18 protein-coding genes and 1 pseudogene are annotated in these 24528 nt (G+C 69.7%); 11 read left to right on the top strand and 8 right to left on the bottom strand.

Going from position 1 to position 24528, the window contains the following annotated elements:
• Nucleotides 1–4 precede the first annotated feature (4 nt).
• The gene (locus tag ACIQPR_RS46525) at nucleotides 5–886 is read left to right on the top strand and encodes a helix-turn-helix domain-containing protein (RefSeq protein WP_403662997.1); all 882 of its coding nucleotides are present in this window, start codon (nucleotides 5–7) and stop codon (nucleotides 884–886) included.
• An 881-nt stretch (nucleotides 887–1767) separates the two neighbouring features.
• Here ACIQPR_RS46525 and ACIQPR_RS46520 read toward each other — a convergent pair.
• Nucleotides 1768–2031 (bottom strand): annotated as a pseudogene (locus tag ACIQPR_RS46520) (transposase); the annotation flags it as partial.
• Between the two features lie 117 nt (nucleotides 2032–2148).
• The gene (locus ACIQPR_RS46515) at nucleotides 2149–2925 is read right to left on the bottom strand and encodes a DUF4142 domain-containing protein (RefSeq protein ID WP_403662994.1); all 777 of its coding nucleotides are present in this window, start codon (nucleotides 2923–2925) and stop codon (nucleotides 2149–2151) included.
• 775 nt (nucleotides 2926–3700) lie between these two features.
• Here ACIQPR_RS46515 and ACIQPR_RS46510 point away from each other — a divergent pair.
• Nucleotides 3701–4354, top strand: coding sequence for a fasciclin domain-containing protein (locus ACIQPR_RS46510; protein ID WP_403662991.1), 654 nt, complete (start codon nucleotides 3701–3703; stop codon nucleotides 4352–4354).
• A gap of 232 nt (nucleotides 4355–4586) precedes the next feature.
• On the opposite strand, the gene ACIQPR_RS46505 is transcribed toward ACIQPR_RS46510, so the two are convergent.
• The 3 genes from ACIQPR_RS46505 to ACIQPR_RS46495 form a co-directional block, all read right to left on the bottom strand.
• The gene (locus ACIQPR_RS46505) at nucleotides 4587–5882 is read right to left on the bottom strand and encodes a class I SAM-dependent methyltransferase (RefSeq protein WP_403662988.1); all 1296 of its coding nucleotides are present in this window, start codon (nucleotides 5880–5882) and stop codon (nucleotides 4587–4589) included.
• A gap of 293 nt (nucleotides 5883–6175) precedes the next feature.
• Nucleotides 6176–6865 (bottom strand): alpha/beta hydrolase, encoded by a 690-nt coding sequence (locus ACIQPR_RS46500; RefSeq protein ID WP_403662985.1) that lies wholly within the window; start codon nucleotides 6863–6865, stop codon nucleotides 6176–6178.
• A 129-nt stretch (nucleotides 6866–6994) separates the two neighbouring features.
• Nucleotides 6995–8608 carry a cytochrome c biogenesis protein CcdA gene (locus ACIQPR_RS46495; RefSeq protein ID WP_403662982.1) on the bottom strand — a complete coding sequence of 538 codons (1614 nt, stop codon included), beginning with the start codon at nucleotides 8606–8608 and terminating at the stop codon, nucleotides 6995–6997.
• 550 nt (nucleotides 8609–9158) lie between these two features.
• Between ACIQPR_RS46495 and ACIQPR_RS46490 the strand changes: the two genes are divergently transcribed.
• From ACIQPR_RS46490 to ACIQPR_RS46465, 6 genes are all read left to right on the top strand, one after another.
• Nucleotides 9159–9821 carry a DinB family protein gene (locus tag ACIQPR_RS46490; RefSeq protein WP_403662979.1) on the top strand — a complete coding sequence of 221 codons (663 nt, stop codon included), beginning with the start codon at nucleotides 9159–9161 and terminating at the stop codon, nucleotides 9819–9821.
• 956 nt (nucleotides 9822–10777) lie between these two features.
• Nucleotides 10778–11485 (top strand): G1 family glutamic endopeptidase, encoded by a 708-nt coding sequence (locus ACIQPR_RS46485; protein ID WP_403662976.1) that lies wholly within the window; start codon nucleotides 10778–10780, stop codon nucleotides 11483–11485.
• A gap of 217 nt (nucleotides 11486–11702) precedes the next feature.
• A complete protein-coding gene (locus tag ACIQPR_RS46480; RefSeq protein WP_403662973.1) occupies nucleotides 11703–12350 on the top strand; it encodes a tetratricopeptide repeat protein in 648 nt (215 codons plus the stop codon).
• A gap of 796 nt (nucleotides 12351–13146) precedes the next feature.
• Nucleotides 13147–14595, top strand: coding sequence for an FAD-dependent oxidoreductase (locus ACIQPR_RS46475; protein ID WP_403662970.1), 1449 nt, complete (start codon nucleotides 13147–13149; stop codon nucleotides 14593–14595).
• 15 nt (nucleotides 14596–14610) lie between these two features.
• Nucleotides 14611–15738: a hypothetical protein gene (locus ACIQPR_RS46470; RefSeq protein WP_403662967.1), complete on the top strand. Its 1128-nt coding sequence runs from the start codon at nucleotides 14611–14613 to the stop codon at nucleotides 15736–15738.
• Nucleotides 15739–15742: 4 nt separating this feature from the next.
• A complete protein-coding gene (locus tag ACIQPR_RS46465) occupies nucleotides 15743–16366 on the top strand; it encodes a TetR/AcrR family transcriptional regulator (protein WP_403662964.1) in 624 nt (207 codons plus the stop codon).
• Between the two features lie 103 nt (nucleotides 16367–16469).
• Here ACIQPR_RS46465 and ACIQPR_RS46460 read toward each other — a convergent pair whose 3' ends face one another.
• Entirely contained in the window at nucleotides 16470–16895 is a 426-nt protein-coding gene (locus ACIQPR_RS46460) for a TIGR03618 family F420-dependent PPOX class oxidoreductase (protein WP_403662961.1), read from the bottom strand.
• A 268-nt stretch (nucleotides 16896–17163) separates the two neighbouring features.
• Here ACIQPR_RS46460 and ACIQPR_RS46455 point away from each other — a divergent pair, with 268 nt between their 5' ends.
• The 3 genes from ACIQPR_RS46455 to ACIQPR_RS46445 all read left to right on the top strand — a co-directional run bounded on the left by ACIQPR_RS46455 (nucleotide 17164) and on the right by ACIQPR_RS46445 (nucleotide 22351).
• Nucleotides 17164–17730 (top strand): hypothetical protein, encoded by a 567-nt coding sequence (locus ACIQPR_RS46455; RefSeq protein WP_403662958.1) that lies wholly within the window; start codon nucleotides 17164–17166, stop codon nucleotides 17728–17730.
• 315 nt (nucleotides 17731–18045) lie between these two features.
• Nucleotides 18046–18528, top strand: a complete 483-nt coding sequence (locus tag ACIQPR_RS46450; protein WP_403662955.1) for a hypothetical protein — start codon at nucleotides 18046–18048, stop codon at nucleotides 18526–18528.
• Nucleotides 18529–18787: 259 nt separating this feature from the next.
• Nucleotides 18788–22351 (top strand): BTAD domain-containing putative transcriptional regulator, encoded by a 3564-nt coding sequence (locus ACIQPR_RS46445; protein WP_403662952.1) that lies wholly within the window; start codon nucleotides 18788–18790, stop codon nucleotides 22349–22351.
• A gap of 17 nt (nucleotides 22352–22368) precedes the next feature.
• On the opposite strand, the gene ACIQPR_RS46440 is transcribed toward ACIQPR_RS46445, so the two are convergent.
• Both ACIQPR_RS46440 and ACIQPR_RS46435 read right to left on the bottom strand, forming a co-directional pair.
• Nucleotides 22369–23649 (bottom strand): ricin-type beta-trefoil lectin domain protein, encoded by a 1281-nt coding sequence (locus ACIQPR_RS46440; RefSeq protein WP_403662949.1) that lies wholly within the window; start codon nucleotides 23647–23649, stop codon nucleotides 22369–22371.
• Nucleotides 23650–23819: 170 nt separating this feature from the next.
• A complete protein-coding gene (locus tag ACIQPR_RS46435) occupies nucleotides 23820–24452 on the bottom strand; it encodes a response regulator transcription factor (protein ID WP_403662946.1) in 633 nt (210 codons plus the stop codon).
• Nucleotides 24453–24528: the final 76 nt, after the last annotated feature.

Genomic DNA, 24528 nt, shown 5'->3' with positions numbered 1-24528 from the left:
CGCCGTGTTGTCGCAGGGCGTGCCACCCGCGTGGTCGGGCGTTGACATCGCAGTACCGGAGCCCTTGGACCGGCTGCCGGGCATCAGCATGGCCGGATTCCGCCACCGTGTCCTCGCGCCCGTCGACATCGCGATGGTCGCGCATCCGTCCGTCACCTTGCTCATCGATCTGAGCGACGATGACGGCCTGGTTCACGACACGCAGGGGCGGCACGGACGCGGCAGTGTCGTGATCGGCCTGGCCCCGGGGGAGTTGCGGGTGTCCGGCCTGGTGGGCGAGTGCTTGCAGATCCGGCTGCAGCCGGGTGTGGCGGCCGCAGTACTCGGCTCACCGGCCGGGGTCAGCGGGAGCGTGGAGTCCTTGGGGGGAGTCTGGGGTCGCGACGCCGAGCGCTTCGAGGAGCGGCTGCGTACAGCCGGATCGTGGGACGAGCGGTTCGCGATGGCGGCGGACGCCGTCCGCCGGCGGATCGGGGACGGCCTGCGGGTCGATCCGGAGGTCGCCCACATCTGGAGGCGGACGGTCGCCAGCAGGGGCCGGACGCGTATCGACGGCCTGGCGGACGAGGTCGGCTGGAGCCGCAAGCGCCTGTGGGCGCGTTTCCGGGCGCAGCTCGGCGTCACCCCCAAGCGGGCCGCCCAGCTGGTGCGGTTCGACCATGCGGCCCATCTGCTCGCGGCGGGTGTCCCTCCCGCCGGTGTCGCGGCCGAGAGCGGTTATGTCGACCAGTCCCATCTGCACCGCGAAGTGAAGGCGTTTACGGGGATCACGCCGACTGCCGTCGCCGCCGCACCGTGGCTGGCGATCGACGACGTCGCTTGGCCCGCCTCCTGGCGGGCAGGGAGGCCCGTGACAGGTGACGCACGCGGTTCCGGCCAGCGCTGAACCGCCCGGCCGCGGCCTTCCTATGGCTCGGGGATTGCGATCGCGCGCTTGGTCCCGTGCCTGTCGGCGGCCTTCGGCCTGCTTGCGCGGATGGCGGAAGATCTTGCTGGCGAGACCACGAACGCTTCTGCCGTGGTGGTGTTGTTGTAGTTGACGTACCAGCCCCCGGTTGGTGCCAGGCAGCCAGCTGCTCGGCCAGACGTTCGACGTCGACCTCCTCGGTGTTCGATCATGGTGCTGGCGTGCCGGTAGTCACCGTCAATACGCGTGATCGCGTCGGTCGGTGCGGCGACGAGCATGGATCCTGGACCCTGGGTGCTGCGGTTGGGTGGGGCGGTTCGGACGTGCTGCCGGCAGCGGACGGTTCGTGTCGAGCGTCGTAGGGCGGCTGTGTTCTGTTGCCCGAGATACCGGACGCCGGGTGGACGGTCTTGGGCGCACACAGGATTCCGTCACCCTCACCACGGCCACCGCGGGCGGCGGCTCAGGCATCCCTCTGAGCACCAGGTTTGTCTACGACGGGCCGGGCTCGGTCATTCGGTCATCAAGAGATCTGCGGCTTCCTCCTTGGGCCGGGGGCGGGCCCGCTCCCTCGTCTTCGAGGGGCCCGGTAATGATCTCGATATGACTGGGACATTCGATCCGCTCGTCGCGATGATCTGCGATACACCTCCAGCGTCCGGAGTCCGTTGGCTTCGGGCGCGCCCGGCGGTGCGCGGGTGGGACGGCGTGGGGGTGCCGATCGGTCGTGCGCGTGTCGCCAGGGCGCTGTGCCTTCTGGCTTGACCGCGCTTGGAGAAGAACTGGTGTTTGCGCATGGACAGTTGCCCGGACAGCTACTGCGTTCGCGCAGATTGCGATGGCCACGGGCCGTCGGCCGGGCGGTGGAGCTTGGCCCACACCCTGGCCTCGGTCCACTCGGTGAACCGTCGGAAGGCGGTGATGCCCGACAGGCCGAAGCCCGGCGGCAGTTGGTTCCAGATGCAGCCCGAGGTGGCCACGAAGATGATCGCGGCCAGCACCTCACGATCCCCTCGACGACGATACCCACCGCCTTGCGGACGTTGCGGGGCTGGCGGTACCACCCGCTGGAACAACTCCCACAGGTCTTCCGGCGCCAACCTTTCGACAAGCGCAGCAGTCATCACCCCGGACTGCCGCAAGATCAAACCAACTGAAATGGCGTCTTATGCCTGGCAGCAACCCGCGACAATCAGCTTGAAATGCCTCAGAAAAAACCGGTCCCGATGCTGCTACAGGCCTCAACTGTTCGGCGAGGTCGAACCGGGAGCTGCCCCGGCCGCCACTCCGGTGATCGCATCGATGTCTACCGGAGTGGAAGTGGCTCTTGGCGGCGGGGTGAGGACCGTCATCGGCTGCCCAAGAGCCGGGGGTGGTGGGGTCAGGGCGGACGAAGGCAGATCAGGCGGAGTGGTCTGTCGCAAGAGGGTCTGGTCGAAGTTGACCAGTCTCGTCTTTTCCATGACCGTGATGTGATCCAGTACGGTGTCGTTGGCTTGGTCGGCCAAGGCGCGGACGAGCGTGTTCTTCGTGGTAGAGCGGATTTTTGCCACCGTGTTGAAGATCGATCCGTGTGTCATTCGCAGGATGTTGGCAAAGTCCGAATCGAATTGCTGGCTGGTGTCTGCCGTCAGTGCGGAAACAAATCCTTGCTGCTGAGGGCTCGCGACATTGGGCAGCATGATGTTCAGCATCGGCGCTATCTTGCGGCAGGTGGCGTCCAGTGCGGCGTGCCCGTCGATGAGGTGTCGACTCGCAGTGATGACACTTTCTGTTGTGCCTTTCTGTAGGCCGAGCTGTCCGACAGGGTATTCCCACAGCCCGGCTGCGCGGACCTTCACGACGAAGTCTCGGTCCGACTCGGTCAGGGGGCCCCACGGCGTTTCGGAAATGATGCTGTCGTGCGCGGTGGTGGCGGCACTGGCACCCGGAGTGCTCGGGTGGATGAGGGACGCGACCGTAAGACTCACGGCGCCGCCGACAATGAAAGCTCCCGTCACATTCCATGAGAACCGCACTGTGCCTCCTGTAGGTCATAGATCCGTCCACCGGCGGGTGTAATCAGCGGTACGCGCGTGGCGCGCACGCGACTCGACGTCTTTGGCAAAGAATTGACGGATTCTGGCTCAAGTCCATGCCGTACCTCGGCGGCGTGTGGGTGCTGCCTGGATCCAGTTGCCGAGTTGCCTCGGCAACTACGTCCTGCAACGCGCTCGATGTTCTCCTTTGACCTGATTTGCCGAAGGTGGCGGCGTGACTTCCTTTAGGCCACCTCCAGAGCTCGTAACACGATCTTGTTGAGGTTCCCTGGGTGGGCGTGTCCGATGCGAAAGTCCCCGCACGGAAACCGAGACGATCTGTTTGCGGAGGCGCAGCGGGTGGTGGTGCCGAAACCGCCACCCGCGCGGACCTCATCGCTCCTGTCGTCCCCCACACGGTGACAGGCCACTTGGTCGACGCGAGGGGATCGACCGGTCCGCGCGGCCCCAATAGCGACCGCGCGGACCGGCAACGTGGCTTCGTCTGGCCCTGAATTCCGAGCGCCCATTCATCCGTAGCCGGTCGCGCTGCGGATTGGTCCGGAAAAAAGATTCATCCGATCGGGCAAACGGCCAATCCGCCGGGCCGCCGGGGCCGGATTCCCCACGTGACCGACGAAGAGAAAGAACCGCGAACCATCGGGAAATCACCCGTCGTTCAGCGGTTCATTCCGGCCGGCCCACAGACCTCGAAGATCCATTCATCATCCCGTCCACAGACGCCACGCATCGCATCAGCCACAGGAGAAACACCATGACTACTCGTATTCGCCGTACCGCGGTCGTCCTCGCTGCGACGGCTGTGCTTCCGCTGGCGCTGAGCGCCTGTTCGAGCGGGAGTGACTCCGCGAAGTCCGATGCCTCCACCAAGGCGTCCGCCTCGGCGTCGGCGTCGAGCGACGGCATGACCGGCGCCGGTGCCACGACCTCCGACCAGCCCTTCGGCACGGCCTGTTCCGGTGTGCCGAAGACCGGTGCCGGCTCCTTCGACGGCATGGCCAAGGACCCGGTGGCCACCGCCGCCTCCAACAACCCCGCGCTGTCCACGCTGGTGGCGGCGGTGAAGAAGGCCGGGCTCGTCGACACCCTCAACAACGCCCAGGGCATCACCGTGTTCGCGCCGACCAACGACGCCTTCGCGAAGATCCCGAAGGCCACGCTCGACAAGGTCCTGGCCGACAAGGCACAGCTGACGAAGATCCTCACCTATCACGTGGTGGGTCAGCAGCTCACGCCGAAGGACCTGGACAAGGGCTCCTTCACCACCCTGGAGAAGTCGAAGCTGACGACGTCCGGCTCGGGCGAGTCCTACACCGTCAACGACTCCGCCAAGGTCGTCTGCGGCAACGTCAAGACCGCCAACGCCAACGTGTACATCATCGACACCGTCCTGATGCCCACCAGCTGACGGACCACCAGCAGCACCGGGCACCCGATCTCGTGGTGCCCGGTCGCAGGCCTCCTGTGACGGGGAGATGGGTGAGGGGCGGGGCATGTGCCCCGCCCCTCACCGCTGGGCCGGCACGGGGCGGTACGACGACGAGGGCTCGGCCTTCGCCCCGGAGACGCGCGTCCCGTTGCCGGAGCCGCGCCGCCCGGAGCAGGAACAGTCCCGGGCGAAGCGGCTCGCGGGCAGTGGCTCAGGTGTACCAGTCGTGCGGGGTCGCAGCCATTCCCGCGCTCCCGCCGGAGGTCGGCCGTACGCTCAGGATCTGGTCGACTCCCATCCGGCGCTCCTCGAACGCCAGGGCCCCGCCGACCAGATACAGCCGCCACACCCGAGCCGTCTCCTCGCCGACGAGCCCTGCGAACTCGTCCCACCTCTCCTCCAGGGTGCGGTGCCAGGCTGTGATCGTACGGACGTAGTGCTCGCGCAGCGACTCCACCGAGCGCACCTCAAGACCGGCCTCCTCCAGCAGCGCGACCGTCTCGCCGAGGGGGCGCATGTGCATGTCGGGTGCGATGTACGCCTCGATGAACGCGCCGCCGCCGGGCGCCTTCGCGCCGCGGGACATCTGCTGCACTAGCACGCGGCCCTGCGGGCGGACCAGGCGGTGCAGGGCGGCGGTGAACGCCGGATACTCCGCGTCCCCGACGTGCTCGCCCATCTCGATCGTGGAGACGGCGTCGTAGCCGCCGCCCGTGATGTCGCGGTAGTCCTGGCACACCACCTCGACGAGGTTCTCCAGACCGCGCCCGGTGACCTGCTCGCGGACGTGGGCCGCCTGCTCCCTGGACAGGGTGACGGCGGTGACCTGCACCTTGTGCCGTTCGGCCGCGTACAGGGTGAGCGAGCCCCAGCCGCAGCCGATGTCCAGCAGCCGCGCGCCGGGCCGCAGCGCGAGCTTGCGGCAGACCAGCTCCAGCTTGGCGCGCTGGGCGTCGGCCGGGGTGAAGTCGGCCTCCTCGCTGGTCCAGTAGCCGCACGAGTAGGCCATCGTCTCGTCGAGGAGGAGACGGTAGAAGTCGTTGGAGAGGTCGTAGTGGTGGCTGATGGCCGCCCGGTCACGGGCCTTGCTGTGCAGGCCGCCGCGCAGCCGCGCCTGCGACGCGGGCGCGGGCGGACGCGGCCCGGCCGCGCCCAGGAGCACGGCCGACCCGGTGGCACGGGCGAGCTCGGCGAGTCCGAGCCGGGGCGCATGCAGCCGACGCTCCCGGGCCGCGGCCCACATGGTGCGCAGCCCTTGTGCCAGGTCTCCTACGACGTCGATCTCGCCGGTGACGTACGCCTGGGCCAGGCCCAGTTCACCGGGCTGCCACAGCAGGCGCCGTAGCGCCCGCCGGGAGCGGAGCACGACGACGGGTCCTTCGGCCGGGCCGGTCTCGCTCCCGTCCCAGGCGCGCAGCCGCAGCGGGAGGGGACCGCCGAGCGCGGTCTCGGCGAGGGCGGCGAGCCGGTGGGCGACACCGGGCCGGGTGGTCTGACTGGTACTCATCGTGCGGTGTTCTCCTTGGTGAACGTGTACTGCTGAACGTGTACTGCTGCATGCCGAGGTGTTCACAGCGCGATCCGGCTGCGGAGCGGGGGAGCGCGTGCCATCGCCCTGCCTCCCAGCCGACCGCGGACACCCATGTCGCGCGTAATCCGAAGCCGCCGCCACGGCGGATTGGGCAAAGTCGGCGACAGGGCCGTCACACCGCGGCCGAAGCATGCCGGGGCCGCACGTATCCGGCCGGCCGACCCGGCTGCTCTGCGGCTGTCGTCCGGCCACGTGACGCGACAGCGGTTCTAGACGAAGACGGGCCCCGGGCCGGACCACGCCCCGTGCGGTCCGGGCGCCAGGGGCTGCGGCACCTGGCTCACCGCGGACACCGCGATGCGATGCCAGGCGGCGGCCCGTCGCATCATCCACGGACCGCCACCCCGGACGACCACCACACCCGCCCGCGCGCCTGCCGCGCGAGCGCGCTCGACATAACGCCACGCCTCCACCTCGGCGTCGGTGCCTTGGCCGTCGTGCCCCCGCACCAGCACGACGCTCCGGCCGGCCAGGTGGGCGGCGGGCTCCTCCGCCGACAGCCATGGCGCCAGCGCCACCACACCCCGCACCTGGGGATGCGCGGCGACCCGTAGAGCCGTACGACCGCCCATCGCGTGCCCCACCAGGACCACGGGGACCTCACCGGCCAGCCGCCCCAATTCGCTCAACGCCCGCAGCGCGTCCTGCTCCGCGTCGCCGTCGTTCCATCCCCGGCACCGATAGCGGACCTGTCCCAGGAGCACCTCGTCCAGCGACACGGCCGACGCCGAGGACCGCAGCACGGGCCGCATCCGCAATGCCGCCAACTGCCAAGGGCGGGTGGGGCGATGCCCTACGACAGGACCAGCGTGCAGCGTGATCACGGCCCCGCGCGTCCGCCGCGGCATGTGACGCACCCACAGCGCCGACCCGGGCGCCGACTCCCACCAGACCGTCATGACACCGCTTCCCTTGACGAACGCGGATCTCGCGCCCCGGGGAATCCGTTGCCACGGCCGCGCCCGCCTGCCCGGATCACGGACTCGATCGGGTGAACCAGCAGGCGGCCGACGGTCGAACCGGTCGGGTCATCCGAAGGTGAAGGAGTACGCCTGGATGCCTGGTGTGACGCGGAGTTCGAGATGCGCGGTGCGGGCCGTCCTCTCGTCGACCAGGCGGTAGAGGGTGGGTGTCCCGGAGACCGGCACCGTCTTCATCGTTTTCCCGTCGATCAGGACGGTGACCGTCCCCGTGCCCCCGAGGACGAGGTTGACGTTCTTGGCCCGGTAGGTGAAGGCGAGGCGGGCATCGGAGCCCGCGGTGAAGTACTGGTAGCCGGCCGTCCATGTGCCGTCCAGGGAGAGGCTGTTGACCGGGATGTCGGCGGCGAAGCGGTACGTCTTGGCCTTGTCTGGCTGGAGCGGTTCGCCGACGTAGCCGCTGATGCGCTGGTTGCTCAGGTAGGTCTCGGGGGTGCGGTCCTTGGTGAGCTGGTCGTCCTTCTGCCCTGTCTTCGGGGGGAGTTGGACGCTCGGGTTCGCCTGCTTGAGCAGCGTGCGGATCAGGTCCTCGGTCTGCGCGTACTGTCCCTCGCCGAACTTGAAGTAGCGCACCGTGCCGTGGGCGTCGATCAGGTACTTGGCGGGCCAGAACCGGTTGCGGTAGTTGTCCCAGGTCGTCAGCTTGTTGTCGAGGGCCACCGGATAGGTGACCCCCAACTTCCGTGCCTGGCCTGCCACGTTGGAGGCGTTCTTCTCGAACGCGAACTCGGGCGAGTGCACCCCGATGATCTCAAGACCGGAACTCCTGTAGGTGCGGTTCCACGCCTCGATGTACGGCAGACTCCGCTGGCAGTTGATGCACGAGTAGGTCCAGAAGTCGATCAGGACGACCTTGCCGCGCTCCTGCTTCAGATCGACAGGCTGCCCGCCGGGCGTGTTCAGCCACTTCGAGATCCCGGCGATCGGCGGCGCCTGCCCGCAGGAACGGAGTTCGTCGACGCCGTCCTCACAGCGCGAGAGTTCCCTGTTGGAATTGTCGTACAGACCCGACAGCTTCTGCCGGGCCACGTCACTGTCCTCGATCTTCTGCTGCGCCGCCGAGGTGTAGTCCGGCAGCGCCCGCTGGATCGCGTCGGTGACGTTGAAGGCCAGGGCGAGCGCGAGCGCCATCATCAGACAGCCCGCCACGATCCGAAGCTTCCTGGCCCGCTTGCGGAAAGCGCCGATCCGCTCGGCCACCCGGCGCCCCGCCAGCGCGAACACCAGCAGCGGCAGCGCCGTACCCACCGCGAACGAAACCGTCAACGCCACGATGCCCAGGCTCAGTTCACCCCGCGCACCCGCCACCGTGATCGCCGCCAGCACCGGGCCCGCGCACGGGACGTAGAGCAGTCCGAGCCCGAGTCCCAGAACGAACGCGCTGCCCTCCTTGTTGACCTGCCGCTGCGGGATCCGCGCGAACGGCTTCTCCAACAGCCGTTCCACCGGCGGGAACACCAGCCCCAGACCGATCAGGACCAGCAGCACGAGGCCGACGTAGCGCAGGATGTCGTCCGGCAGACCGAGCGCGGAGATGATCGTCACCCCGAGCAGCGTGAAGAAGCTGAAACTCAGCACCAGGCCCAGAACCACGGCATACGGCCGCCGATTACGCACCGGCACCACAGGCGGCGGATCGGCGATCAGAACATCGCCCGCCACCGCCGTGGCTCCGTCACCGCTGTGCCCATCCGTACGCGACCCCGCCGCGACGGGAGGACCCGCACCGGCCGGACCTCCTGGTCCTCCTGCCAGGAACACCACCGGAAGCACCGGCAGAATGCACGGCGACACGGCCGTGATCAGTCCTCCCAGCAGCCCGATCAGAACCAAAGTGACCATGCGATTCAGCCTCCGGAGTAAGCGCCGGCCCACCCGGCCCGCTCACTCCTGATCCGAGACTGCTTGCCCCCAAGGATTGGTCCATGACCTACCCGGCTCTGCGGATTCGGAAGCGCAGCCGCGTCAGAGCTGAGGTCGCGAAACGGCTGTACGCCGTCGACTTCGACGCGCCGAAGCATGGTGGCACGGTCCGCCGGGCGCAACGGCTGACCAGTACGCGGATGCTCGCGGCGATCACAGCCTCGTCATGGATGTGCGCGATCCCGCCGTCCTCAGGCCGTACCCGGGCCGACGTCAGCAACGGCTTAGGGCTCGGGCTCGGGACCTCCCTGTACTTGCGCAGGGCGCCGCCATGGCAGGCTGATGCCGCATGATCGATGAATTCGCGAAGGACAACCTGCTCGGGAGACTGCGGCGGGACCGCGAGGCGCTGCTCTGGAAACTCGACGGCTTGTCCGAATACGACGCCCGTCGGCCTTTGACGGCGACCGGGACCAACCTCCTCGGCCTGGTCAAACACGTGGCCTGCGTCGAGGCCAGATACTTCGGCGAGGTCTTCGAGCGCCCTTCACCGGAACCGCTGCCCCGGTGGCAGGACCATGACGGCGGCGATCTGTGGGCGACCGAGGACGAGAAGCGCGATCAGATCATCGGGTTCTACCGGCGCACGTGGGAACACTCGGACGCGACGATCAACGAGCTACCTCTCGACGCCCCCGGCCGCGTGCCGTGGTGGCCGGAGCCCTATTCCAGCACGAACCTGTTCGCCGTCATGGTCCACGTCCTCGGCGAGACCAACCGGCATGCCGGGCACGCCGACATCCTGCGCGAAGGCGTCGACGGCCGAACCGGGATGCGCCCCGAACACGAGACGCAGATCGACGCGGAAGCCCGCGCCGCCTACTGCGCGAAGATCGAGCAGGCCGCCAGATCGGCCGCACCGGTCAAGGCGGAGAACGCTGCGCCCGCCGGACCAAGTTCAAGTGCCGCTTCTGCGCCAAGCGGACCACGGACTCCGCATCCGCTGTCCTGATCATGGGGACACCGGACTCCGGACTCTGCCTGCCGCCTTTCGCGGCAGTGCCAAGCTTCCGTGGGCCGCAGGGTACGCCGTCTGCGGCAAGGACATGGCCCCGGCACTCGGCAAGGTGATGCAACGCAGATGCGAACCGTGCCGACACTGCGCCAAGTACGGCTTCCAGCCCGTCCGGAACGGCCGGGCACCCCGCCGGCCTTCCCGTTGTCCTGCGCCTGATCGATCTGCCGGACGGTACGCCACTCGACCTGGCCGTGCTCCCTGGCGGCCAGGTTCCCCCAACGTCCGTTCTGGGCGCCGGATTCACGGCGCATCGCCTACGTCGGCTGTCCGATCGGTGACTGCCAGCCCTTCTACTGAGCCTGAAGGCGTGATGTCGGGCGACCGGACGCTCCGCGCACCGAAGTCCTGGACGACGTGGGGGTATGCCTGAGCAGTCGCGGAAGTGGCCTCTGACCAGTGGAACAGTGGTCACACACATGGACTATGGCTTCAGGGTGCAGGGTCCGTCCGGGGAGGTTGGTGTGGTCGACCGCGTCGATATCGCTGAGCGCTGTCTCGGCCCCACAGAGTGGCCCGCGGTCGGCGATCTCCCCGCTGAATGTGTCCATCGCCGACTGGGGCGCCCTGGGGTTCATGGCCGACCGGCACACGTTCGAGCGGGAACGAGGCGCGCTGTACTACGAGGAGACCGCTGCCCGGGCCGCGACCCTTCACCGACCACAACCTGGTCATCGGCTGGGCCTGCGGCAGCCAGTACATGCACGCGCCCGGCCGGGCCCCTCCTGGCCAAGGACGAGGATCTGTACGAGCTTGCCCAGGCGGGCCGTACGCAGGAGGCCGGCATGCGCGCGGTCGCGCAGTGTCTGGAGTTCTGGCGCAGCGAATGAACTGGCCTTGTCCGACTGGGCGTTCTGCTGTGCGGGGTCGGGCTGTCGGGTGAGGATGGCGCCATGTTAAGACGCCTGCGCATCTCCCTGGTCGCCCTCGCCCTCGCCGCCTTGTCCGCTCTGCCGCTGGCCACCAGCGCGAACGCGGCCGTGATCGTCTATGACTCCGGGTACCTCACCACCAACGCCACCGCCGCGGCCACAGAGGCCACTGCCTCCTGGTCCCAGCCGGCCGGTACCTGCACTTCCGTGGACTCGGGAGCCAGGTTCTGGACCGGAGTGGGCGGCCTGGACGGCAGTCCGGGCGCCTGGGTCGGCACGGACACCGACTGCTCGGGCGGGAGCCCGGTGTACTACGGCTGGTACCGGGCCCCGGGCACATCCGAGTTCGTCTCTTACGGTAACGCGATCAGCGCGGGTGACGTGATGGAAGCGACAGCCACGTGCGACAGCGCCAGCTGCGCCATGATTCTTCGAGATGTGACCGCGAACTGGATCGTCAGGTCCGTCCAGCCGCTGTCCGGCACCCCGCACAGAGCCGAAGCGATGATCTCGCGCAACGGCAGTCAGCCGCTGACGAACTTCGGCACCGTCACCTTCAGCCCTGTGTTGTTCGAAGGCTCCGCGGCCACTCCCTCCGGCACGACCCAGATCCTCATCATCGGACCGTCGGGTCGGCTCGACACCATCAGCGACTTGAACACCTTCACCGACCCCAACACCGGTCTCGAAAGCAACTCCTTCAGCGGCACCTGGGTCAGAGCCACCTAGCCTGAGCCTGGGGCGTGTTGCGAAGGCCGTAGGCGCCTGGCTCGACCGCCCCAGCCAGGCTTTCTTGAAGGAGCTGACGGGCCGGGATCGGCCTGCTGGCACTCCCAGTTCGCAGGCGACTGGGGTGTTTGAGAGTCGGGTCCCGCAATTCCCGCGTTCCGCCGGGAGCGCGCAGATAGCCTCGGCGCAGTGATCGTCCGACGGGGAGGGCAGGGGTATGCAAGGGCAGGACTGGATCGAACGTGCGGGAGAGCTGTTCGAAGCGGCGATGTTCGGCGGGGACGCGGCTGCGCTGGACCGGTCCGATGAGGTGCTGGACTCGGTCGAGGCGCCGCTCGCCATGGCGCGGGGCAAGGTGCTGCATGTCCGTTTCCTGAACGATCGCGAAGAGAACGCCCAGGAGCTGGCGCTGTTCGAGCGTGCGGCCGAGTTGTACGCGCGGCTGGGCAATACGTCGGGTGAGGCGGACGCGTTGTTCTGGGTCGGCTGCTGGCACCAGGTGGTCAAGGGCGACGGCGTTGCCGGCAGGCCGTACTTCGAGCGGTCGTACGGGCTGGCGAAGGCTGTCGGCGACCGGAGGACGATGTCCTATGCGATTCGGCATCTCGGCTTCACCGACAAGGACGCGGGCCGCTTCGAGCAGGCCCGCGAGAGGTTGACCGAATCGGTGACGCTGCGCCGTGAGATCGGCTTCAAGCCTGGGGAGGCAGCCGGCCTGGTGGCACTGGCCTACCTCGCGGCCGAAACTGGCGACCCAGCGGCTGCGTTCCGCCACCTTGACGAGGCGCAGTCGGTTGCCGAGAGCTGCGAGGCCAAGGCTGTGTCGGGATGGATCGAGCAAGCCCGCACGGACATCCGCTCCTAGGCTCTGACTGGGAAGTGCTGGTCGCAGCCATCCGTTGAGGACTGCGACCAGCACGGTCGCCTCGTGGCGGACGGCGAGCTAGTCGTACCTCGTGGCCACGGCCCGGTGGCGCTTGAGCCGATTGATCCCGCACTCGGCGGCATGCCGCTCGCGGTAGTCGGTCTTGTCGAACTTCGGCGCCGTGTTGGTGGGCTCTGTAGACGGTGGAGTCGACGTGCACGTCCCAGGTGATCAAGCCCTTGGTGTCGGCCTGGGCCCGGAGCTGGGCCCGGCTTGATGCCTCGGGGCAGCAGCGGCTCCAGCCGGGTCCACTGGCTGTTCGTGAGATCCCCACGTCCCACGGAGTTCGCGGCAGTGGAGTTGTGGTTGGCGACCTGCCGGACGACGCGGACAACGTCGGCAACGTCACCTTCGAGCGCTCCGCCGACGGCTCGCACCACTACGCCATCGACCAGTCCCGCAACAGCCGAACACCAATCTGGACAGTGGCCTGGAGGGCATCTACGTCTCCAAGTCCGGCTCCCCGGGCGGCTGTTGGGCGAAGATCGCCGACAACCATGTCCTGGCCGCCAGCGGCTGCATGCCCGGCGTCGTACGTACACGCCCCGCCGTCCACAGATCGGTGTGCACCCGTCACGCTTCGCGGGCGACAGAGGCTGGTTCATTCACCCTGCTCTTGTTACTCTCCCGCCCATCAATCATACATTCACTCACCGCTTGTATGAATGGGGACTTGATGCGAGGCAGAACAGCTGTGGTGCTCGGTGGCAGCGTGGCGGGACTGTGCGCCGCGGGAGTGCTCGCAAGATATTTCGACGAGGTGATCGTGCTGGAGCGGGACCATCTCCCGCCGGACGCGCAACATCGCCGGGGCGTGCCCCAGAGCAAGCACCCGCACTTCCTCCTCGACTCCGGGCGCCGCGCGATCGGAGAGATCTTTCCCGGGTTCGAGTCGGCCCTCGTCGCCGCGGGCGGAATGCTTCTGATGCCGTCGATGGACGCGGCGTACTGCGAGAACGACGGCTGGTCGGCACGCCAGTCGGGGTCGATGACGATGGTCTACAGCTCACGTGTGCTCATCGAGCGGGTGCTGCGGGACAAAGTGCGCGAGATGCCTGCCATCGAGATCCGCGAGGGCGTTACCGTCACCGGGCTTCATCGCGGCCCGGGCGGCACCGCGCACGGGCGCGTCGAGGGAGTCGACTTCAGGGCGGGCGACGGCTCGGGGTACATCGTCGCCGACCTGGTCGTCGACGCACTGGGGCGTGGCTCCTCCGTCACCGACTGGCTGAGAGCGGCGGGATGGCCGGCGCCGCCGGAGCGGACCCTCGACGCCAAGGTCACCTACACCTCACGGTGGTACGACCTGCCGCCCGCCGACCGGCGCCCGCGGTCGTGGTGGTGGAGACACCTGGTCATCACTCCGACCCAGGACACCGGCGACCACCCCGAAGAGCACGACTTCCTCAGCAACTTCTTCCCGATCGAGGGCGATCGGGCCATCGTGTGCATGGGGGCGTGGGGCATCCGGATGCCCCACGAGATCGACACCTTCGAGGCCGCGGCGGACCGCGTCCGCGCCAAGGCCTTCGGGCAGGCGACCCGCGCCTGCGTTCCGATCTCCGAGGTGCACCTGACCCGCTCGACCGGTAACAAGTGGCGTCGCTACGACCTGCTCGACCGGCCTCCGCTCGGGCTCGTCTGCATAGGCGACTCCATCTGCGCCTTCAATCCCTTCTACGCCCAGGGCATGAGCTCCGCGGCCCGCTCCGCACTCGTCCTCGACGATCTCCTGCGCCACCGCGCCGCCCTCGACGCCGACTTCGTCCGCGAGTTCCTCGCCCGGCAGAAGAAGTCCCTCGACGTGCCCTGGATGCTCGCGATGGCCCGTGATCAGGCCTACGACTTCGCGACCGGCACCGAGACCGTCGCCCCCTGGCGCCGCAGGCTCGCCGCGCGCCTCAGCTGGCCGGTCTTCAACGCCATCAACGCCGCGAGCCGCGAAGACCCTTACGTCGAGCGGACGTTCGCCCAGGTCTTCAACCTCGACAAGTCGCTCCGGGAGATGACCACCGATCCTCGGTTCTGGTTCGGCATCGCACGCTACAGACTCCGCCAGCGCCTGGGACGGACCGTCATACCCAGCGGATTCGACGACCAGCAGGACCCGCCCGGTACCGACTACACCGGCCACGCCCGTACGGCGGGATCGCCCACCGCCGGGACCGCCCTCGCAGGCGACTGACCCGAGGAGCGGACAATGAGCTACTCATGCGACCCGACGGCCGAACGCCTCACGGAAGAACTGGGCTTCTCCTGCCGCGACGCGCATCCCGTCGTGGACTTCCACAACCCGTTCCGCCTTGAGAACGCCACCATGCCGTTCCTCGAACTGCTCGTCATCGGCGGTGCCGTGTTCGCCCTCGTCCACGCGTGGCGGCGGTGGCGGCGCGACGGTGACCCGATCAACATCTCGCTGTGGTTCGCCTCGGTCGTCTACCTGGCGGTGATCGAGCCGCCGCTCTACTTCCCCAGCTGGTTCGGCCTGGAGAAACAGGTCGGATTCATCTTCGCCCACAACGAGTTCACCGTGCAGTTCATGTACGACCGGCTGCCGCTGTACATCGTGGCCTTCTACCCGGCACTGTCCCAGCTCGCCTACGAACTGGTCCGCGTCCTCGGCGTCTTCGCCCGGCGCGGCCCTCTGCCCGGCTCGCTGGCCGTCGCCTTCGTCTGTCAGGTGTTCTACGAGATCTTCGATCAACTCGGCCCCCAGCTGAAGTGGTGGGCCTGGAACCCCGACAACAAGACGATCAACGAGCCGGCCCTCGCCTCCGTTCCGATGAACAGCATGTTCCTGTTCGCCTCGGTGTCCTTCGCCTCGTTGACCTACCTCGTCGTACGACTGGTCGGTGCGAAGGAGGGCCGGGGCACGCTCACCGGCCGGCAGATCACTCTGCGCACCCTGGCCGCCGGTGCCCTGACACCGCCGGCGATGTCACTCGCCGGAGTGCCCAGCAACATCTTCCGCGGCGGGAATCACCTCGCCATCCAGCAGACCGTCCTCGGCGTGGAGCTCGCCCTGGTCTGGGCCATCGGCCTCCGCATCCTCATCGACACCCGGCGCGCGCCGCGAACGGACTCGACCCCGCCAGGACCCGCATTGTTCGCCCGTACCTATCCCGCGCTGTACCTCGGCGTCCTCATCGCTCTCTGGGCGGTCGCGCTACCGTCCTGGTTCTCGGCGACCGACGGCATCACCCAGCAGGGCACGCCCATCGGCAGCCTGTGGTACACCGCGTTGTGCGTCATCGCCGCGACCTGGCTCGTCGTGGCCGTGACGCGCGCGACCGCACCCAGACGGACCAAGGAGCCTGTGCGATCCTAGGGCCATGGGGCACCACGGCTGGGGAGGTCGGCCTCCGGCATCGGACACGGAGGCCCGGCAGCGCATCATCGACGCGACCACCCGTTGCATCGACCGACACGGTGTCACCAAAACGACCCTCTCCGATGTCGCCGCCGAGCTGGGCGTCACCCGCCAGACCGTCTACCGCCACTTCCGGCGCATCAGCGACATCATCGGCGAAGTGGCCGCCCGGGACGCCGCGTCGTTCGTCGACCGGATGATCGAGCACCTGCAAGGGACCACACAACCCGCCGAAGCCGTGGTCGAAGGCATGATCTTCTGCGTACGGACCGTCCCCGGGGAGCCGCGCCTGAGTCTTCTGCTGCAACTCGGCGACTCCACAGCCTTCGGCCGCGGCGCCACCACCCGGAACACCATCGCCTACGGCGCCAAGATGTTGCAGCGCTTCCCCGTCGACTGGGCCACCGTCGGCATCGGTGACGAAGACCTCGAAGGCCTCGCCGAGATGATCATGCGTCTTCTGACATCACTCCTTCAGCACCCGAACGAGTCACCACAGGACGAGGCCCGACTCCGCGCCTTCCTCAACCGCTGGCTGGCTCCGGCCCTGTCTCCGGCGTCAGGCTCCGCGCATCAGCCCTCGTGACGTCTCATGGTGACGGACCCGCGATGCGGTCCATCAGGACCTCGAACGCGGCCTGCCGGCGGGTGGGTTCTGCGCTGTGGCTCGCGGCCACCGGCACCATGGCTCAGCCTCCGGCCGACCAGGACACGGTACGGTCCGGGACGATCGTGACGATGGTGCGCAGGTCCGACCAGCGGGCAACGTAGGCCTCGACGTCCTCGGGAGCGACGTAGCGGCGGGCGATGGCCCGAGCCTCCTCGACCGTGGCGGCGTCGTCCGCCGTCGCGACGGTCGCACGCCCGCGGATCATGACTGCCGGGTAAGGCGCATCGAAGGTCTGGACGGTGAAAGAGACCCGAGGGTCGCGCAGTAGGTTGCGCACCCAGACGCGTGTGTCGGTCGTCCACAGCGTCACGACGCCCGAGTCCCATCGAAACCACACCGGGATGGCGTGTGGTGATCCGTCACGGCGCAAGGTCGCAATGACGCCAAGCGGGGTGGGGAAGGTCTGGGCGAGGAATGCTTCGCGTTCCGCCTCGCTCATGCTCATGTTGTCGTTCCTCTCGGGAGTCCGGGCGTGCCGTCTCGACGCGTGCTCGTGTCGGTGCGCCTTGTGCTGGTCCAGGGCCGCGATGCCGACGACGATCACCGTGATCCCTGTGACCGTGGCCCAGTGGCGGCACTCTTCAAGGCACGGCAGACCGAAGACCGGCGACACCAGAACTCAGGCCAACCCATCCCATGACGCGCCTCATGTGTAGCGACCGCTACGAATGTAGCAGTCGCTACAATCGGACTCAACGGGACGAGGAGGCGTCATGGTCCGCAACACCGCGCGACGCGAGGAACTGGCCGCGCTGGCGACCGACTACGCACTCGACCACGGCCTGATCGGCCTGAGTCTGCGACCCCTCGCTGCGGCAATCGGCACCAGCGACCGCATGCTGCTCTACCACTTCGCCGACAAGGACGACCTCGTCGCCACAGTGCTCCGGATCTCCAACGACCGGTCGGTCCAGGCCGTCCGCGCACTGCCACGGTCCCGGAGCGTGCGCGCGGCGGTCCTGGACCTGTGGCGGGTCAGCACCTCGGACCAGGCCGACCACTGCCACCGGATGTACGTCGAGGCCGCCGCCCTGGGGCTACTCGGGCGTGAGCCCTACGTGTCGGTCGTCCGCGAGGCCAACGGGCGCTGGGTGGAAGCCCTCGCCGACCATCTGGTCGCCGCGGGCTGCACCCGGGCACGGGCGGCGCGGTCGGTGGCGTTGCTGGACGCCGCGTTCATGGGCCTGCAGTTGGACCTGCCGCTCGCACCCGACGAGTCCCACCGCAAGCGCGTGGTCAGCGACTTGGCGGACGCGGTTTCCGCAATCGCGGGAGGCTGACCAGCACCGCGACACCGCCCTCAGCGACTCCCGCCGACGGCGTACCCAAGGCCCACGTGGTCGCAGTCCGTCAGTCCGGGCCGTGCCCGCCCGTCCCCGACGGACCGCCGTCGCCGCGAGGTTCGCGGCCCTCCGGGCGTCCTGCGCCGTGCGGCGTTCTCCGCCGCCTTCCGGGTCGCCCCACGCTGGTGCTCGGCCCACACGCCGAGCGGAAGTCGTCCCGGACGACGAACGTCAGCGGTGCTTTCGGCGTCTCCGTAACGGTCGGCAAGGACCGGCCGCGCGTGAAGCGCCGATCCGTACGAGGAGACGCCAATGGCCCAAGCTCCGCGCCGCCGCCGTGGCCGTACCGCGCTGCCGGCCCTGTGCCTGACCCTTGTGGCCGCCGGAGCGGCCAGCTGTTCCGGGCCGGACATCAGCAGTGGCGCGCCCCCGCTGAAGCTGTGCGGGATGACGTTCTGGAGCGGTGCCGAGGGGATCGGCACGGTGTCTTTGAGCAGATCCACCCGGGGTATGCCCGCCGCTCCGGCCGTCTCCCGGTTGCCCGCCAGTTCAGGCCGTCACGACGGCGGTCCGGCGCCCCGCGTCGTCTCCGTCTCCGCCGACTGCTCCCACGGCCGTACGGTCATCGTGTCGCCCGTCTCTCCCGTGCGGGTGCGCACCGTCGCCAAGGACGCTGCCGGCCGCGTTGTCGCGCTCTCCCTCGTTCCCGCGAAGCCCGGCACGTCGGTCGAGGTCCACATCTACGCCTACGACGGCACGCGTCCGACCGGTGAGGTCGCCACCACTGTGTCCTGACCGACAGGGATTCCGATATGCGCAAGGTGGGGTGAGCTCATTGGGGTGCCAGAAATGCCCGCTCCGTCACGGGAACTTGTTCGCCTCCGGTTCCGGGCAGACCCCGTCCCTGTCCTCAACTCCAGGTCGCCGCAACGGCATTGACGTCTGACACGAGATGGAGCTGCCCCGAAGGTAAGGCGTGCGCGCTGTAGATTGACGGGTCATGCTCAACGTTCAGGTCTTGGGGCCTCTCGGCGCGGACATCGATGGTGCGCCGGTGAACCTGGGAGGTCCCCGGCAGCGGGCGGTCCTTGCCCTCCTGCTGGCCGACCGAGGCCGTGTGGTGTCCGTCGACGGGCTCGCCGACCGCCTGTGGCGGGGGAGGCCTCCGGAGAAGGCGGCTGCCTCCCTGCATGTCTATGTGTCGAACCTGCGTCGTGCGCTCGAACCCGGTCGGCCGCCCCGCACCCCGGCCGGTGTCCTGGTCAGTGCCCCGCCCGGGTACGCGCTGCGGTTGCCCGAGGACGCGGTCGACGCCTGGCGGTTCGAGGCGGTGGTCCGGCGGGCGCGCACGGCGCCGCAGGCCGAGGCACGGCGCCTGTTGGAGGAGGCTCTCGGATGGTGGCGCGGAGCGGCGTACGTCGAGTGGGCGGACGAGGAATGGGCGGCGCCCGAGGCCGCCCGGCTGGGTGAACTCCACCTGGCGGCAAGGGAGATGGCGATCACCGCGACCCTCGCCATGGGGGCCGCGCGGGAAGCGGTGCCGGCCGCCGAGGCCTTGGTGCGGGAGTATCCGCTGCGTGAGGAGGGCTGGCGGCTGCTGGCCCTCGGGCTGTGGGCCGCCGGACGCCGCGCCGACGCGGTGGCCGAACTGCGGCGGGCGGCCGGCGTGATGGCCGACGAACTCGGCCTGGGCTTCGGCGACGAGCTGGCCGAGTTGGAGCGGGCCGTGCTGGCGGGGCGGACCGAGTTCCTGCACGCGGTGGTCCCGCCGAAGTCGGCCGTGCCGGGAGCTTCGGAAGCGGTTGCGCCGCTGGTGTCGAGGCCAGGGCCTTGGGCGGCGATACCGGAGGGGGGCGTCCCGCTCCGAGGGGTCGGGGAGACGGTGGGTGCGGCCTGGCGGGACGACGACGATCTTTTTGTCGGCCGGGACGACGAACTGAGAGCCTTGGAGGAGGTGGCGCGCCGGGCCCGGAGGGGTGGCGGTGTGGTCTTGGTGACCGGGGAGGCCGGGGCCGGCAAGTCGGCGCTGCTGGGCCGGTACCGGCGGTGGCTGCGGGAACAGGGCTGGACCGTGGTGGTCGGACGCTGTCCCGAGTTCGACGGAGCCCCTTCCGCCTGGGCCTGGGTGGAGGCGCTGGGCGCTCTCGCCCGCCTGACTCCACCCACCGACCCGGACGCTCTCGGCGCCCTGTTCCAGGACGCCGGCTACGGCGAACGGGGAGAGAGCGGAGACGGGACCGGCGCAGGCGTCGCCGAGGGAATCCCGGGGCGGGACAGCGGAGCGTCCGTAGGGCGGTTCCGGCTGCACCGGGCGTTCGGCGCCTGGCTGCGGGAGGCCGCCGCGGACGCGCCCCTGGCGGTGGTCGTGGACGATCTGCACCGGGCGGACGGTGAGACGCTGGCCCTTCTGGAGCGGGCCGCCGAGCTGGTCGGATCGCCGGTGCTGGTGATCGTCGCGTACCGCCCGGCGGACGCGGCGGACCGGTTGACGAAGACACTCGCCGAACTCGCCCACCGCTCTCCGCACCGACTGGTGCTCGACGGGCTGCCGTTTCCCGATGTGGACGCCCTGGTCAGGGCGGTGTGCGGGAAGCCGGTCGACACGGCGACCGTGAGCGCGCTCGCCGACCGAACCGGCGGCAACCCCTTCTACGTCCGGGAGAGCGCGCGGCTGCTCGCCAGCGAGGGTGCCCTGGTGGCGGTCTCCGAGGTGCCGCAGGGCGTGCGCGACGTGCTGCGGCGTCGGCTGCGACAGCTGCCCGAGGGGGCGCTGGCCGTCCTCCAACTGGCCTCCGTGGTGGGCCGAGAGATCGAGATCGCTGTGCTCGTCGAGGCCGCGGACCCCGTCCGGCACGACGAGCACGCCGTACTCGACGCCGTTGAAGCGGGTGTTGTGGCCGGGCTGCTGACCGAACCGGCCCCCGGTGTGGTCCGGTTCGCCCACGCGCTGGTCCGCGACACCCTCTACACGGACCTCGTCGGAGTGCGTCGGGCCCGTCTGCACGCCCGGCTCGCGGAGGTGCTGCGGCGGCGCCGGCCGGACGACCTGGCGGCTCTCGCGCACCATTTCGCCAGGGCCGCGAGTGTGCGGACGGCGTCGCTCGCCGTCGAGTACTCCCTGGGCGCCGCCGATCTCGCCGAGCGGCACTATGCCCATGACACCGCGGTCCAGTTGCTCACCCAGGCCATCGAATCCTTCGCTCTGATCCCCGCCGTCGCGGACGATGCCACGGGGAGCGGGCGGTCCGGGCGGCTGGTCGCTCTGCTCGGCCGGTTGCTGCGGGCGGAGATACGGGCCGGAGCGATCGTGGCGGCACGGCACACGCGGCAGCGCGCCTTGGAGGCGGCCGAGGGTGTCGGCCACGACGAGCTGGTCGCGGCCGCGCTCGGGGCGTGGGGCGGACCGGGACCTGCTCTGAGCGGGCCCCAGGGACTCGCCGAACCTGCCGCCGTCGACCTGTTCGTCGACCGTCTGCTGGCCCGCGCGGACCTGGACCCGGCCGTCCTCGGCATCCTGCCGTTCGGCCTCGTGGACGACCCGGGTGGGCGCGTGGCGGAGGGCGCACCCGTCGTACGACACCACGGCGTACGTGTCGAAGGCGGAGCGAAGGCCACCGGGCCGCGGCCCACCGCGGGCGGTGTGGCGGTGGTGGGCGACGACGAGGTGCTCGGTGGGGGAGGGGCACGGCGGCGTGCGGAGGCCGATCGACGACTGGTGGTGGCCCGTGCCGTCGGGGATCCGTCACTGCTCTCCTCCGCGTTGACGGTGGCGTCCGTGACGATGCCGGAGCGGTTCCCGGACCGCCGGGAGTCACTGGCGGCGGAGCTGCGGCTGCTCGGGTACGCGCACGACCTGCCCGCCAACAGCTGGGTGCGCGAACACACCGGGGCCATGGCGGCCGGGGCCCGCAACGACGTCTTCCAGGTCCGCCGGCACACGGAGGACGGGCGGGCCCTCGCCGTACGGCACCGGCTGGTGGAGGCGGAGGCGATCAACCGGCTGACTCTCGCGATGGTGGCCCACGTGGAGGGCCGTTTCGCCGAGTCCGAGGCCGGCTACGCGGAGGTACGGGACCGGCTGCGCTACCACGGTTCGCCGTTCGGCGACTTCGTGTACGTCATGGGGCTGACGACCGTACGGCTCGGGCAGGGCCGCCCGGGGGAGGCCGAGCCGCTGCTGCGGACCCTCCTGCCCGGATCCGTGCCCATCGCCGACCTCGCCCTCGGCGTCGCCCTCGCCCGGCAGGGCGAGCGCGACCAGGCGTACCTGCTCGGCCGACGCACTCCGACCGTCGTCCCCGTCGTCCCCGACCACCTGTACGGCATCGCCCTGTCCCTCCGGGCCGAACTGGCCTTCCTGCTGGGCGACATGACGACCGCGCTGGAACTGGTCCCGCTTCTGCTGCCCCTGCGCACCCAGTTGGCCGGCGCCGCCAGCGTCTCCTTCGCCACCCGCCCGTTCGCCCACTCGCTGGGCGAGTTGAGCCGACTCCTCGGCGACGAGGACGAGGCGCTGCGGCAGTTCGCCCGCGCCGAGGACGTGGCGCGGCAGTGGGGTTCGCGCCATCTGGTGGAAGCGGCGCGGGCCGCCTCGGCCGAGCGGTCCGTCCGGAGGTGAGGTGACGGCGGCCGGGATCAGGCCAGGTGCCACTTCTGGTTGGACGTCCCGCCGCAGGTCCACAACTGGAGCCGGGTGCCGTTGCCGGTGCCCTCGTCCTTGGCGTCCACGCACTTGCCGATCACGGTGTTGACCAGGTCGTGGGAGCTGTTGAGGTTGAAGCGCTGGGCCCAGCCGCCGTTGCAGGTCGCCAGTTGGATGGCCGCGCCGTCGGACTGCGAGGCGTTCGCGATGTCCAGGCACAGGCCCATGGACCGCACACTGCCGTCGGACTTGAAGACCCATTTCTGCCAGGCGCCGCTGCCGCATCCCCACAGCCGCAACGGGGAGCCGTCCACACTCGCGTGGGCGCTCACCTCGATGCACTTCGAGGACCCGTAGCCGACGATCGCGGTACCGGCAACGGCGGCGGCCGGCTTCGGCGTCGGAGTCTTCGTCGCCGTCGTGCTGCCGGTGCCGGTGCCGGTACTGGTGGTCTGGGGGGCCTTGGTGCCGGACGCCTTGTCTGGTTGGGCGGTGTCCGTGACGGGGGATGAACTGCCCTCGCTGTGCGGGCCCTTGTCCGTGTCGGCCTTCGATCCCTTCGTGGGGTGGGCCGCCCGGCCGCTGCCCGACGGGGAGCCGGTCGGACCCTCCGCGTCGCCCGCCGTGAGCTGGGGGACGGCGCCGTCCCCGAGGGCCGTGGCCTGCGGACCGGAGTCGTCGTGGCCCGGCAACGCCATGAACGCGGCGCTGCCGATGCCGAGAACCAGCAGAGCGCAACCGGCGACCGCGACGCCGACGACCCGGGCGCCACGCTCCGGCCGCGCATCCCCCGCGCCCGCCTCGCCCCGCGCGTCGGAGTCGCCCGGACCCGCGGTCCGGGGCCGGAACAGCGCTCCGGGCGCGCCGAGGGGTTCCTGGCTTGCGGGTGCGGGTGCGGGTGCGGGTGCGGGTGCGGGTGCGGGTGTGGTGGCGGTGGCGGCTGCCGGTGCCGCGTCGGGCGTAGGGTGGTGCGACCGTGCCGGGCGTGGCCGGAACAGCGCGCCAAGGGTGGCGGACCGCTCGTCGGTGCCGGGCCCGGTGACGGTACTCGGCGCGGGTGCGGGCGCCGTTGCGCGGTCGGGCGCGCTCTCGTCGTCCGGCGCGGATCCGTCCCCGGAGGGCGGCGCGGACTCGTCCCCGGAGGGCGGCACGGGTTCCGCCGCGGGCCGGCTCCCGGACGCCGACGTGGGCTCGGTCTCCCGAAGCCACGGCAGCGGACGTTCCCAGAGGGCCGGCTCCTCCGGTGACTCCGGCCGCCCCGCTGTGTGCTCCATGTCTTCCTGCCCGTCTCCGTACCCGATCGTCCCCGGCGGGCGACTCTAGGGTCGCCCGCCGGAAGCGCCCGCCGGGCGGCGCGGGTTCTGCCCCGCAGGACCGGAAACGCTTCCCCTGGGGGCAGGTGCGAGCGAGAGGCTCCGCACGTCTCCGTGCGGCACACCACCGGCTACAGGGTCCCCGAGCGCAGGGCGTAGGCGACCGCGTGGGTGCGGTTGCGCAGGCCCAAGCGGTTCATCATGACGCTGACGATGCTTTTGATGGTGCGCTCGGAGTAGTTCAGCTTCTGGGCGATCTCCGTCGTCTCCAACCCCTCGGCCAGCAGCCGCAGTACATCGACCTCCCGGGTCTCCAGGCCGGACGCGGTCAGCCCCAGCGGCCCCAGTACGTCCCGCTGGACCGCCTTGATGTGGTCGACGAGCTGCCCCTGGACCGGGAGCGGCAGGGCGGCCCCGCCCTCGGCCACCGCGCGCACGGACTCCACGACCTTGTCGTACGTGGTGTCCTGACGCCACATCACCCCGCGCAGGCCGTACCGCACCGCCCGCAGCAGGTGGGCCTCACCTATCCGTCCGGTGATCAGCACGATCCCCATGCCGGGGTTGGCGGAGCGCTCGGTCACCGACTCCATCAGGAGCATGGTGTCCTCGGTGACGTCGGGCGTGATCAGGAGCGCCACGTCCGCGTGCCGGTGTTCTTCCTGCGGCAGTACCGTCAGCTCCGGATACCTGCGCAGGCACCAGACGGCCCCCTCACCGGTGATCGGGTCACTGGCAAGGACTGCGATCGAGATCGTCCCCAACGTTGCTGCGTTCCTTCCGGGTGTGGACCGTCGCCCGGGAAGGGCGGGCGATGATCATCACCGGACGGCCTTAAGG

Source organism: Streptomyces sp. NPDC091280 (genome assembly GCF_044768565.1).
GTDB lineage: Bacteria > Actinomycetota > Actinomycetes > Streptomycetales > Streptomycetaceae > Streptomyces.
Note: the sequence above shows the minus strand (reverse complement) of the source record. Positions and strands in the feature narration are given on the sequence as shown.

Excerpts from the sequence above, each read along its gene's own strand:
- ACIQPR_RS46465 (WP_403662964.1), top strand. The coding sequence starts at position 15,743 with ATGGGGCACCACGGCTGGGGAGGTCGGCCTCCGGCATCGGACACGGAG.
- ACIQPR_RS46490 (WP_403662979.1), top strand. The coding sequence starts at position 9,159 with ATGATCGATGAATTCGCGAAGGACAACCTGCTCGGGAGACTGCGGCGG.
- ACIQPR_RS46500 (WP_403662985.1), bottom strand. The coding sequence starts at position 6,865 with ATGACGGTCTGGTGGGAGTCGGCGCCCGGGTCGGCGCTGTGGGTGCGT.
- ACIQPR_RS46510 (WP_403662991.1), top strand. The coding sequence starts at position 3,701 with ATGACTACTCGTATTCGCCGTACCGCGGTCGTCCTCGCTGCGACGGCT.
- ACIQPR_RS46450 (WP_403662955.1), top strand. The coding sequence starts at position 18,046 with ATGGCCCAAGCTCCGCGCCGCCGCCGTGGCCGTACCGCGCTGCCGGCC.
- ACIQPR_RS46505 (WP_403662988.1), bottom strand. The coding sequence starts at position 5,882 with ATGAGTACCAGTCAGACCACCCGGCCCGGTGTCGCCCACCGGCTCGCC.
- ACIQPR_RS46440 (WP_403662949.1), bottom strand. The coding sequence starts at position 23,649 with ATGGAGCACACAGCGGGGCGGCCGGAGTCACCGGAGGAGCCGGCCCTC.
- ACIQPR_RS46470 (WP_403662967.1), top strand. The coding sequence starts at position 14,611 with ATGAGCTACTCATGCGACCCGACGGCCGAACGCCTCACGGAAGAACTG.
- ACIQPR_RS46480 (WP_403662973.1), top strand. The coding sequence starts at position 11,703 with ATGCAAGGGCAGGACTGGATCGAACGTGCGGGAGAGCTGTTCGAAGCG.
- ACIQPR_RS46455 (WP_403662958.1), top strand. The coding sequence starts at position 17,164 with ATGGTCCGCAACACCGCGCGACGCGAGGAACTGGCCGCGCTGGCGACC.
- ACIQPR_RS46460 (WP_403662961.1), bottom strand. The coding sequence starts at position 16,895 with ATGAGCATGAGCGAGGCGGAACGCGAAGCATTCCTCGCCCAGACCTTC.
- ACIQPR_RS46485 (WP_403662976.1), top strand. The coding sequence starts at position 10,778 with ATGTTAAGACGCCTGCGCATCTCCCTGGTCGCCCTCGCCCTCGCCGCC.